An 11,502-nucleotide genomic window follows, 5' to 3' on the forward strand; every position below is an offset into this window, starting at 1 on the left:
GCCGAGGATCGCCCCGACCGAGCGCGACTTGACGAAGCGGGCTAGGTCCTCGATGGCCGCGATGAAGGTCAGACCCACCACCGCACCGACGCCCGGCACCGTCATCAGGCGGCGACAGACCGCGTGCTCGCGGGCGATCCCCAGCATCATGCGGTTGAGACGATTGAGCGAGGGCAGCATCGCCGCGTACGCCTGTAACAGCACGTCGAGGATGGCGGCGACGCGCGGCAGGTCGGCCGTCAGTTCGCGCACCCGTTCCGCGAACGTCCGGCGCTTGGCCGTGCCGAGCTTGATCCCGAACGGGTGCAGGGAGCCCCTGATCTGGTTCTCCACGTCGCCAATCTTCAGCACCAGCGTCTTACGGCTGGTCAGCAGGGTCCGCAGATCCATTGTCGGCGCGCCTTCACATGGACCTGCCGGAACCAGCCGGTGCGCAGCATCTGTGTGAGGCCGCGCGCATCGTTGCGGTCGGTCTTTTGGGTCATCGCGACCATTGCCGCGCGGGCGTGCCGCGCGTCCATGCACACGACGTTGGGCATGCCGAGTTCGAGCATCGCCTTGCACAGCTAACCCGCCAGCGCGCCGGTCTCCAGGCCGACGCGGGCCAGCGGCAGACCGAGAGCGCCGAGCCACGTCGCCAGTGCCTCCGGCTCGCTCGCGACCTTGGCCTCGCGGACGATCTTCCCGTCCTCATCGACAACGCACATGGAGGTCTCGGCCAGCGAGACATCGAGACCGGCATATAGCGCATGAGCCTGCTCCCGGATGACCGGTCGTGGGCTGATCCCCGGCAGACCGGATGGCAGCTCGGGCAGCTTGCCACGATCCGCGAGGCGGGGAAGGCTGGCGACGGCCCGATTACCCGATCTGTCGGATCGCCCCGAGGCGATGCGCCGTGACGGGGGGACATTACCCCTCCGCCACCTCCTCCAGTGCCAGCCTCAGATGGCACGGCCCCCTCAGCGAGGCGCCCGGCCGGTAGGGCGGGGGATTCTCGGTCAGGGACAGGCCCTTCAGCCGCCGCACCAGGGAGACCAGTGCCACCTCCGCCTCGATCCGGGCCAGCGGGGCGCCGACGCAGTAATGCAGGCCCCCGCCGAAGCCGAGATGGCGGTTGTCGGGCCGATCCGGGTCGAAGCGGTCGGGGTCGGAAAAGCGCAGCGGATCGCGGTTGGCCGCCGCGAGCAGGAGAATCACCGGCGCGTCCTTCGGGATGGTGATCCCGGCGACCGGGATGTCGGCCAGCGCCAGCCGGGTGCGGTAATGGACCGGCGGCTCGTAGCGCAGCAGCTCCTCGATCAGGCGCGGGGCCGTCTCCGGCTCGGCCCGCAGACGCTCCAGATGTTCAGGGAAGCGCAGCAGCGTCAGCATGCCGTTGGTGATCAGGTTCACCGTGGTCTCGTGGCCCGCCACCAGCAGCAGCACGGCGGTGGCGATCAGGTCGAAATCGTTCATCCCGTCCGTATCGGTCGCGAGATCGGAGAGGATGTCCTCCTGCGGGTTCTTGCGCTTCTCCTTGATCAGGCCTTGGATGTAGTCGGCGATCTCGTTGAAGCAGACCTCGTTCTTGGCCTGCGTCTCCTCGTCGCCGCGCTGATTCGGCTCCAGGGCCGTCGCGAGCTGCGTCGCCCAGCCGTGGAACTGCGCCTCGTCCTCCGGCGGCACGCCGAGCAATTCGCAGATCACCGTGACCGGCAGCGGGTAGGAGAAGTCGTCGACGAGATCGATCCGCGTCTTGCCCGCCATCTTGGCGATCAGGTCGTCGGTGATGCGTTGCGTCTTCTCGCGCATGCCGCGCACCCGCTGAGGCGTGAAGCAGCGCATCACCTGCCCCCTCAGACGGTCGTGGTCGGGCGGGTCGCGGAAGATGAAGGGCCGGTGCCGCTTGCGGATCTCGGCCCGGACCGGGCGCACCAGCAGATCGGTGATCGGATGGCCGGTCCAGCGGAATTTCTGCGGATCGGGCAGGTCGTCGGAGCTGATCCGGGGGTCGGAGATTAGCCGCGCCAGCTCGGCATGGGTGCTGACGACATAGGTGCCGTCCTCCTGCCGGGAGACCGGGATTTTCCGCAGTTCCGCGTAGAGCGGGTAGGGGTTCGCCCGGTTGGCCGGGTCGAGGATCTGTTCGAACAGCGTGCTTCCGGTCACGGGATCACGGCTCCTGCACACGGAGGCGGGGCTGGTCGAGGGCCTCCTCGATCGGCGGGAACGGGGCGCGTTCCCGGATCGCGGCCTTGTAGGCGGGCAGCCAGCGGGCGCTGTCGATGGAGGCCGCGGCGACGGTTCGGCCCTCCTTGCCGAACACGGCCACGAGCCGACGCTCCTCCAGGGAGCCATGCCTCACCGCGAAGGCGTCGGCGCCGTCGGTGAGCCCCACGAGCTTGATGGTCAGGCCGAATTGCTGCGACCAGAAATCGGGCAGGTGATCGTGCCGGCGCATCGCCGAGGCGTCGCCCGCCAGCATGTTGCCGGCGGCGGTCTCGGCCTGTGCGCGGGCATTGCCCCAATGCTCCACCGCCACCAGGGCGTCGTCGTCATGCGGGTTCGGCCAGCGGGCGACATCGCCTGCGGCGAACACGCCTCGGACCACGCTCCCGTCCCGGCGCAGGGCACGGCAGAAGGCGTCGCAGCGCAGGCCCTTGGCATCCGCCGCGAGGCCCGAGCCATCGAGCCACTCGACATTGCGCAGGGTGCCGATGGCCGCGACGAGGCAATCGGTTTCGATCCGTTCGCCGTCCTTCAGCGTCACGGCGGTCAAACGCCCGCCTTCCGCTTCCATCCGCTCGATTTCCGATGCGAGGCGCAGATCGACGCCCTTCTCGCGCGCCACTTCGCCGATCAGGCCGCCGAGGTGGGCGCCGAGGGCGGCGGCCAGGGGAGTGGCGTCGCGCACCAGCAGCGTGACCGGGATGTCGAGGTCGCGACAGGTCGAGGCGACCTCGAAGCCGATGAAGCCGCCGCCGACGAGAACGACGCGCCGTGGCTTCGCCTGAAGCCGCTGCCCGAGCCGCTGCGCGTCGTCCCGGCCGCGCAAGGTATAGAGCCCGTCGAGGGCGGCCTCCTCGGGCTTCGGCCAGGGCCGGGCCCTTGTGCCGGTGGCGATCAGCAGGCGATCGTAGGGCAGGCGGCTGCCATCGCCGAGTTCGACGAAGCGCTCCTCGGGATCGAGCCGGGTCGCGGGCAGGCCGAGGCGGAACTCGGCCTCCAAATCCGGGTGGCGGGGCAGGGTGGTGTCGGCGGAGTAGAGGCCGCGCAGCACCTGCTTGGAGAGCGGCGGCCGGTCATAGGGCAGGTGGGGTTCGTCGCCGATCAGGGTGAGACGGCCGGCAAAGCCCCGTTCGCGCAGGCCGTGGGCGGCGGCGAGACCTGCCAGGGAGGCGCCGGCGATGACGATGCGCTCGGGCGATGTCGTCACCGCGCGGCTCCGGTCTCGTCGGGAGCATCGCTGACGGCGGTGATCGCCCGGACCGGGCAGGCATGGACGGCGCGCTCGATCTCACCCCGTGCCGACTCATCCGGGGCGGGATCGTAGACCAGGGCTTCCTTGCCGTGCAGGGCGAAATGGCCGGGCGCGGCGTAGAGGCATTGCGCGTAGGCCTGACAGCGATTGAGATCCACGACGACCTTCATGGGCGCTTTCGGTCAGCCTTTGCCACGGGGAGAACAGCCACCGGAGAGGCGGCCCGACGATAGCTAGGGCAGGGCCGTCCGCGCACCACGGCGGCGGCCTGACGCTCCCGGCCGCTTGAGGAACTGCTCAAACGCCGTGTCGGATCAATCGCGGGGTCAGGGAGCGGCGGGCTCGATGGTGCCCAGGGTCCGCCGCCCGAGCGCCCGCGCCTTGAGGCGCAGGGCCGGCTTCTCGATGCCGTACCAGGAGAGAGCGGCCACGAGCAGGGCGAGCAGAAGGGCCGGCGTCAGCAGCGCGAGGGCGGAGGCCGAGGGGAACAGGGCGTGCAGGCTCTGCTGGATCGGCCAGCCGTAGAGATAGACACCGTAGGACAGGTCGGCGGGCGGATCGAGGGCGGGGCGGCTCAGGACCGGCAGGAAGGCGAGCCAGATCGCGGCGTAGCTCTCGGACAGGAACAGCAGGGTGCGGCCGGGCGGGTGCCCCTGCAGCCAGATCGCCGCGGCGAGGCCGAGCAGCGGCCAGGGCCCGAGCCGCACGCGGTCGCGCCAGAGATAGAGGCAGGCACCGGCGGCGAAGATCAGCGGCAGCCGCAGGGCGGTCTCGGTGCCCTTCGGCATGTCGGGCCGGGCGGCCTCCAATCCCGCCAGGGCCAGCGCCAGGGCGAGGGTGAGGGCCGGCACGGCCCAGCGCCGCCGCAGCAGGCCGACCAGCCCGGCGGCGAGGACTCCGACGTAGCAGATCGTCTCGTATTTCAGGGTCCAGACCGTGCCGAGCGGGCTGCGATAGGGGTTGGCCTCGAACAGGCCGGGCAGGCTCGTGTTGCTCTTGAAGGACAGCAGCGTGCCGCGCACGAAGCGCCACAGCTCCGGGCTCGCGAGGTAATCGGTGAGCGGCAGCCGGGTGAGGGCGGTGCCGAGGCCGAGGCCCACCAGCAGCACCGCCGCGACGAGGCCGGGCAGGATGCGCAGGGAACGGGCGATGACATAATCGCGCCAGCCGCGCCGGTCGTAGCTCATGGTCACGAGGAAGCCGGAGACGGCGAAGAAGCCGTTCACCGCGTGCTCGCCGAGGGAGAAGCCGGTGGCGCGGGTCAGCGGCTCGTCGAGGGGATTGCCGGAGACGACGCTGAAGGCGTGGGAGAGCACGACCATCAGGGCCAGCACCAGCCGCAGGCCGGAAAAGGCGTTGTGCGGGCGCGCCAGCGCCTCCGCCACGGTCGGGCCGGAGAACAGGGCGCTCACGGGGCGAGTTCCTCGGCCGAGACTTCCTCCGCCAAGCCTTCCTCCACCAAGCCTTCGCGGGCGAGGGCGCTCACGCCGCGCAGGGCCGCCCAGGCCCCGGCGGCGGAGCCGCCATAGCGCTCCAGGCCGGAGCGGCGGAGGACAAGGGCGGAGAGCGCCGCCTTCGGGGCGTTCGTCGTGAGCATGCCGGGGCTCGGATCGGGCAGGCCGTATTTGCGCGACACGTAGGCGCGCGACCAAGCTTGGTGCCAGCGGGTGCGGAACACCCGGCCCGGCTCCGGCGCCGAGGAGCGCCCGCGCCCGTGCAGGGCTACGGCGCCATGGACATGGACCAGGGCCCGCCCCGCATCGGCCACCCGGCGGCAGAGGTCGTCATCCTCGTAGAACAGGAAGATGTTCGGGTCGAAACCGCCGAGTTCGAGGAAGAAGGCCCGCTCGGTCATCAGGCAGGCGCCGGAGAGGAACGGCGCGCAGGCATCGCCCTCTGGAGGCGCGCGCAGGCCCTTCGGATTGGTGAGGTAGGGCGCGAGCAGCGAGCGCGGCTGGTAGAAGAAGCGCCCGTCCGGCTCGTGGATGCGCGGCGCCAGCAGCCCGGCATCGGGCCAGTCCCGCGCGGCGGTGCGGAGGGCGGCGGCGGCGCCCGGTTGCAGGACGAGGTCCGGGTTCAGGATGAGGACGTGGCGCGCCCCCTCGGCGGCCCGCACGCCGATATTGTTGGCGCGGCCATAGCCCTCGTTGCGGGCATTGCGGATCACCCGCGCCCCGTGGCGGCGCGCCACCGCCACCGAGTCGTCGCGGCTCGCATTGTCGACGACGAGGGCCGGAACGTTGTCGCGGGCAAGCGCGCCGAGGCAGGCGGGCAGAACCGCGGCGCTGTCGTGGGTGACGACGATGGCGGTCAGCGACATGCCGTGATCCGCAGGCACCCTCCCCCGCATGGGGGGGAGGGTTCAACGCTGTCCCTCACCCCTTCTTCTCGGGCAGGTTCAGGCGGATATGCAGCTCGCGCAGCTGCTTCGGCGTCGCCTCGGCGGGGGCGCCCATCATCAGATCCTCGGCGCGCTGGTTCATCGGGAACAGCACGACCTCGCGGATGTTCGGCTCGTGGCAGAGCAGCATGACGATGCGGTCCACCCCCGGTGCGATGCCGCCGTGCGGCGGGGCGCCGAGGCGGAGCGCGTTCAGCATGCCGCCGAACTTCTCTTCCAGCACATCCTTGCCGTAGCCGGCGATGCTGAACGCCTTCTCCATCACGTCGGGGCGATGGTTGCGGATCGCGCCGGAGGACAGCTCGATGCCGTTGCAGACGATGTCGTACTGGAACGCCTTGATCCCGAGGATCTTCTCCGCATCGCCCTCACCCAGGGCCAGGAACTCGTCCCGGTCGAAGTTCGGCATCGAGAACGGGTTGTGGGAGAAGTCGATCCGCTTCTCCTCCTCGTTCCACTCGTACATCGGGAAGTCGACGACCCAGCAGAAGGCGAACTGATCCGTGTCGGAGAGCTTGAGCTCGTCGCCGATGCGGATGCGGGCCTTGCCGGCGAGGGCCGCCGCCTTGGCCTCGGGGCCGGCGGAGAGGAACACCGCATCGCCCGCCTTGGCTCCGGCCTTCTCGGCGATCCGCGCCTGGATGGCGGCGGGGATGAACTTGGCGATCGGTCCCTTGCCGGTGAGCTGGCCGCCCTCCTCCTCGAACACGATGTAGCCGAGGCCCGGCGCGCCTTCCGAGCGGGCCCATTCGTTGAGCTTGTCGAAGAACGAGCGCGGCTGGCCCGCCGCGCCGGTGGCGGGAATGGCGCGGACCACGCCGCCCGCCTTGATCACGCCCTTGAACGCCTTGAACTCCACCGCGTCGTCGGCGAACTCGTCGGTCACGTCGGCGATGATCAGCGGGTTGCGCAGGTCCGGCTTGTCGACGCCGTATTTCAGCATCGCGTCGGCATAGGTGATGCGCGGGAAGACCGGCGTCACCCGCTTACCCTCGGCGAATTCCTCGAACACGCCGCGCAGCACCGGCTCGACCGCCTGGAACACGTCCTCCTGCGTGACGAAGCTCATCTCGATATCGAGCTGGTAGAACTCGCCCGGAGAGCGGTCGGCGCGGGCATCCTCGTCGCGGAAGCAGGGCGCGATCTGGAAGTAGCGGTCGAAGCCGGCGATCATCGTCAGCTGCTTGAACTGCTGCGGCGCCTGCGGCAGCGCGTAGAATTTTCCGGGGTGGACGCGAGAGGGGACCAGATAGTCGCGCGCGCCCTCGGGGCTCGACGCGGTCAGGATCGGCGTCTGGAACTCGAAGAAGCCGCCCTCGCGCATGCGGCGGCGGAGCGAATCGATGATCGCGCCGCGCTTCATGATGTTGGCGTGCAGCTTCTCCCGGCGGAGATCGAGGAAGCGGTACTTGAGCCGCGTCTCCTCCGGATATTCCTGGTCGCCGAAGACGGGCAGGGGCAGCTCGCCCGCCGGGCCCAGCACTTCGAGATCGTCGATATAGACCTCGACCGCGCCGGTCGGCAGCTCGGCGTTCTCGGTGCCGGCGGGGCGGGTGCGCACGCGGCCGTCGATGCGGATCACCCATTCGGAGCGGACGGCTTCAGCCTCCTTGAAGGCCTTCGAGTCGGAATCGATCACGCATTGCGTGAGGCCGTAATGGTCGCGCAGGTCGATGAAGAGCACGCCGCCGTGGTCGCGGATGCGGTGGCACCAGCCGGACAGGCGGACCTCGCCGCCGACATCGGACGGGCGGAGCGCCCCGCAGGTATGGGTACGGTAACGGTGCATGGCGGGCTCTTGAGAATGAGGCCGGCACCATTCACGGGAGGCGGGTGAAGTCAAGGCGAGGGAGGACCGCGCGCGGTCGCAAGAGCGATCGCGGGCGTGATTGCCCCGTCCCAGCTCGGCCGCCGGCGCATGACGCCGGGTAGGGGAAAGGGGGCCCCGCCGAGCGCGCTCGGAGCGGGGCTTGCGGCAGGGCCTACTCGGCGGCGGCGAGCGTCACCTCGGGCACCGGCACGCCGATGTCGCGCAGCAGCTCGGCATCCGCGTCGGCCTCGTTGTTGGCGGTGGTGAGCAGGCGCTCGCCGTAGAAGATCGAGTTGGCACCGGCCAGGAAGCACAGGATCTGCGCCTCGCGGGTCAGGCTCTTGCGGCCGGCGCTGAGCCGCACCCGCGCCTTCGGCATGACGATGCGGGCGGTGGCGCACATCCGCACGAGGTCGAGGGGATCGATCGGCGGCCGGTCCTCCAGCGGGGTGCCCTCGACCGCCACCAGGGCGTTGATCGGCACGCTCTCGGGATGCGGCGCATGGTTGGCGAGCACGAGCAGCATCTCGGCCCGGTCACGCACCCGCTCACCCATGCCGACGATGCCGCCGCAGCAGACGCCGATGCCGGCCTGCCGGACATGCTCCAGGGTCTGGAGCCGGTCGTCGTAGGTGCGGGTCGAGATGATGTCGCCGTAGAATTCCGGGCCGGTATCGAGATTGTGGTTGTAGGAGGTGAGCCCCGCTTCCGCGAGGCGCTGCGCCTGGCTCTGGGTCAGCATGCCCAGCGTCACGCAGGCCTCCATGCCGAGCCCGCGCACGCCGCGCACCATCTCCAGCACGGCGTCGAAGTCCGGTCCGTCCTTCGGCTTGCGCCACGCCGCGCCCATGCAGAAGCGGTGCGCGCCGTTGGCCTTGGCGGCGGCCGCCTCCTTCAGCACCGCCTCCACCGGCATCAGCCGCTCGCGGGGCAGGTTCGCGCCCTTGTGGTGGGCCGATTGCGGGCAATAGGCGCAATCCTCGGGGCAGCCGCCGGTCTTGATCGAGAGAAGGGCCGCCCGCTGGATGTCGGCCGGGTCGTTATGGGCCCGATGCACGCTGCCGGCCCGATGCACGAGATCGAGCAGCGGCATGTCGTGGATCGTCTGGATCTCGGCCAGCGTCCAGTCGTGACGGATGGCGGCGGGCGCCGGTGAAGAGGCCGAGGAGGCGAGGGGGACCACGGTATCGCTCATGCGCCTCTTTGAGAGCGAAGGCGGGGAAAAAATCAAGCCTGACCATGTGGGCGAGCCCGCCGGCTCCTCCCCGCAGCGAGCGGCCGCCGGTCAGTGGGTCGGCTCGCCGGCGGCGACCTTCGCGGTCCAGTCGTCGAAGGCGACGACCCGCTGGCGCTGCTCGCCGAGGCCGTCGATGCGCAGCACCATCTCGTCGTCGCTCCTGAGGAAGCGCGGCGGCTTCATGCCGAGCCCGACGCCGGGCGGCGTGCCGGTGGTGATGACGTCGCCGGGCTCCAGCATCATGAAGTGCGAGACGTAGGCCACGATCTGGGGCACATCGAAGATCATCGTCGCCGTCGATCCGGTCTGCATCCGCTTGCCGTTGAGATCGAGGCTCATCGAGAGGTTCTTCAGGTCGGGGATCTCGTCGAGGGTAGCGAGCCAGGGCCCGAGGGGGCCGAAGGTCGGGCAGCCCTTGCCCTTCGTCCAGGTGCCGCCGCGCTCCATCTGGAATTCGCGCTCGGACAGGTCGTTGCAGATGCATACGCCCGCCACGTAGCGCAGGGCCTCGTTGGCGTGGACGTAGGAGGCGCGGGCGCCGATCACGATGGCGAGTTCGATCTCCCAATCGGTCTTGGCCGAACCCTTGGGCAGGATCACCGTGTCGTTGGGGCCGACGATGCAGGACGGCGCCTTGTTGAAGAGGATCGGCTCGGCGGGAAGCGCGGCGCCGGTCTCGGCGGCGTGGTCGGCATAGTTCAGGCCGACCGCCACGAAGTTGCGGGTGCCGCCGACGCAGGGGCCGAGGCGGGTGCCGGGGGGCAGCAGCGGCAGGCTCTCTGGATCGATCCGTGCGAGCCGGTCGAGGGAGTCCCGTGACAGCCCCGCCCCCGCGATGTCGCGCAGGATTCCCGACAGGTCCCGCAGGCCGCCCCGGGCATCCACCAGGCCCGGCTTCTCATCTCCGCTCGCACCGTGCCGAATCAGTTTCATCGTCGGTGTCCCCGTTCTGTCGACTCATTCCCGAGGGCCTTGCCGCAGGGCCATGAGCCCGAGGCCGCGCGCCCCTCCGGCATCGACGGAGCAGGGGGCGGAGGCGAAGCCCTTCAAGACACGAAGTCCCAGCTTCGCGACCGGTTTCACCGTTCCGTGACAAAAATTCCTCTACTGACATATAATTCAGGAAACCACCTTGCGGCCTCTAGACGAGGCGCGGGCGATACCTTTCCCTGGCCGGCATAACTTGGATTCGCCAAGACGGTTCGGAGAGGAAACATGACGAGGGGGACGATCCGCGCGCTGGGCATCGCAGGGGCCTTCGCGGCCGCTTCGCTGACAGTGTCGTCGGGGGCGCAGGCCGGTGCTTTCGGCTTGCGTGAGCAGAGCGCACAGGGCCTGGGCCTGGCCTTCGCCGGCGCGGCATCGGGCGGGGCGGGCGTCTCGTCGATGTTCTGGAACCCGGCGACCGTGACGATGCGGCCGGGCTTCGCCAGCGAGCAGAGCCTGAGCTTCATCAACCTGTCGGCCAAGATCACCCCGACCGTCGGCACCGCGCCGGGGCTGCTCCCCTTCGGCTCCTCCGGCGAGATCGGCCAGGGCGCCGTGGTGCCGGCCGGCGCGACCTCCTACCAGCTCACCGACCGGCTCTGGATCGGTCTCCAGACCGGCGCGCCCTACGGGCTCGTCACCAAGCCGCGGCAGGATTGGGCCGGCTCGCCCTATGCCCGCTCCTCCCGGATCTTCTCCCTCTCCTTCAACCCGGTGATCGGGTTCAAGGTCAACGAGTGGCTCTCCGTCGCCGCCGGCCCGAACATCGAGTATTTCCGCCTCACCCTGCGCCAGGCGGTGCCGGTCCCCGGCCTGTTCCCGGCCCTCTACCCGTCGGGCTCGCTCAAGGGCGAGTCCTGGAGCGTCGGCTTCACGGCGGGTGCCACGATCACCCCCGCGGCCGGCACGGTGCTCGGCATCGGCTACCGCTCCTCGGTCCACCACGACATCGAGGGCGCCATCGGCTTCCCCGATCCGCGGCAGGCCCTGGCCTTCGGCGCGGTGCGGGCCAAGCTCAACACGCCGGAGAAGGTCAGCGTCGGCCTGTCTCAGGAGATCAACCCCGTCACCCGGATCAATCTGGGCTTCGAATGGGACAACTGGTCGAGGCTCGGCGATATCGGCATCGTCTCGACCGCCCTCGGCGTGCCGGTGAGCCAATTGCCGCTCCGGTACAAGGATTCCTTCTTCTACTCGGTTGGCGCCGAGTACGACTGGTCGCCGAACCTGACGCTGCGCGCGGGCCTCGCCTACGAGGACGGGCCGATCGATGTTTCGAACCGTTCCGCGCGCCTGCCCGACAACGACCGCTTCATCGTCTCGGTCGGCGGCAGCTATCGCTGGAGCGAGAAGCTGCTCCTGACGGCGAGCTACGCGCATCTGTTCCTGGAGCGGAGCCGCCTCCTGGCGGGGCCGGGACGCGACTACAATGTCGGCAACATTCCGCTCGCGGCCTATACCGATGCCAGTGCCGACGTCGTCTCCGTCGGGTTCCGCTATCAGTGGGACGCTCCGGCCGCCGTGGCTCCGGCCCCGCTGGTGCGCAAGTATTGAAGCGGCCGCGACGGCGAGGGGGCGGCCCGGACGATCCCGCTCGCGCCGCGCCG

The 11,502-nt window shown here is 70.0% G+C and carries 9 protein-coding genes and 1 pseudogene; 1 reads left to right on the forward strand and 9 read right to left on the reverse strand.

Translation table 11 applies throughout. The features are described from left to right. The 9 genes and pseudogenes from MZTS_RS14665 to MZTS_RS14705 all read right to left on the reverse strand — a co-directional run. A pseudogene (locus MZTS_RS14665) lies at positions 1-707 on the reverse strand (IS110 family RNA-guided transposase); the annotation flags it as partial. Between the two features lie 202 nt (positions 708-909). Continuing rightward, a complete protein-coding gene (locus MZTS_RS14670; RefSeq protein WP_192284408.1) occupies positions 910-2,148 on the reverse strand; it encodes a cytochrome P450 in 1,239 nt (412 codons plus the stop codon). 4 nt (positions 2,149-2,152) lie between these two features. Next, on the reverse strand, positions 2,153-3,415 hold the full coding sequence (locus MZTS_RS14675; protein ID WP_192284409.1) for an FAD-dependent oxidoreductase: 1,263 nt from the start codon (positions 3,413-3,415) through the stop codon (positions 2,153-2,155). Next, positions 3,412-3,630: a ferredoxin gene (locus tag MZTS_RS14680; protein WP_009865100.1), complete on the reverse strand. Its 219-nt coding sequence runs from the start codon at positions 3,628-3,630 to the stop codon at positions 3,412-3,414. The genes MZTS_RS14675 and MZTS_RS14680 overlap by 4 nt, the downstream gene beginning before the upstream one ends. 156 nt (positions 3,631-3,786) lie before the next feature. Next, on the reverse strand, positions 3,787-4,872 hold the full coding sequence (locus MZTS_RS14685; RefSeq protein WP_192284410.1) for an acyltransferase family protein: 1,086 nt from the start codon (positions 4,870-4,872) through the stop codon (positions 3,787-3,789). Further along, positions 4,869-5,810 (reverse strand): glycosyltransferase family 2 protein, encoded by a 942-nt coding sequence (locus tag MZTS_RS14690; RefSeq protein ID WP_378738705.1) that lies wholly within the window; start codon positions 5,808-5,810, stop codon positions 4,869-4,871. Before MZTS_RS14690 ends, MZTS_RS14685 begins: the two co-directional genes overlap by 4 nt. A 25-nt stretch (positions 5,811-5,835) precedes the next feature. Then, entirely contained in the window at positions 5,836-7,650 is a 1,815-nt protein-coding gene (aspS, locus tag MZTS_RS14695; protein ID WP_192284411.1) for an aspartate--tRNA ligase, read from the reverse strand. Positions 7,651-7,843: 193 nt separating this feature from the next. Then, positions 7,844-8,866, reverse strand: coding sequence for a biotin synthase BioB (bioB, locus tag MZTS_RS14700; RefSeq protein ID WP_192284412.1), 1,023 nt, complete (start codon positions 8,864-8,866; stop codon positions 7,844-7,846). Between the two features lie 90 nt (positions 8,867-8,956). Continuing rightward, complete coding sequence (locus MZTS_RS14705) at positions 8,957-9,841, reverse strand: fumarylacetoacetate hydrolase family protein (protein ID WP_192284413.1); 885 nt, start codon at positions 9,839-9,841, stop codon at positions 8,957-8,959. A 282-nt stretch (positions 9,842-10,123) separates the two neighbouring features. On the opposite strand from MZTS_RS14705, the gene MZTS_RS14710 reads away from it, so the two are divergent. Beyond that, positions 10,124-11,449, forward strand: coding sequence for an OmpP1/FadL family transporter (locus MZTS_RS14710; RefSeq protein WP_192284414.1), 1,326 nt, complete (start codon positions 10,124-10,126; stop codon positions 11,447-11,449). The last annotated feature ends 53 nt before the right edge of the window (positions 11,450-11,502 follow it).

Source organism: Methylorubrum zatmanii (genome assembly GCF_014845115.1).
Lineage (GTDB): Bacteria > Pseudomonadota > Alphaproteobacteria > Rhizobiales > Beijerinckiaceae > Methylobacterium > Methylobacterium zatmanii.

What these genes read in the sequence shown, in the direction of transcription:
- MZTS_RS14690 (WP_378738705.1), bottom strand. Translation starts at nt 5,810, where the DNA reads ATGCGGGGGAGGGTGCCTGCGGATCACGGCATGTCGCTGACCGCCATC.
- aspS (WP_192284411.1), bottom strand. Translation starts at nt 7,650, where the DNA reads ATGCACCGTTACCGTACCCATACCTGCGGGGCGCTCCGCCCGTCCGAT.
- bioB (WP_192284412.1), bottom strand. Translation starts at nt 8,866, where the DNA reads ATGAGCGATACCGTGGTCCCCCTCGCCTCCTCGGCCTCTTCACCGGCG.
- MZTS_RS14705 (WP_192284413.1), bottom strand. Translation starts at nt 9,841, where the DNA reads ATGAAACTGATTCGGCACGGTGCGAGCGGAGATGAGAAGCCGGGCCTG.
- MZTS_RS14680 (WP_009865100.1), bottom strand. Translation starts at nt 3,630, where the DNA reads ATGAAGGTCGTCGTGGATCTCAATCGCTGTCAGGCCTACGCGCAATGC.
- MZTS_RS14710 (WP_192284414.1), top strand. Translation starts at nt 10,124, where the DNA reads ATGACGAGGGGGACGATCCGCGCGCTGGGCATCGCAGGGGCCTTCGCG.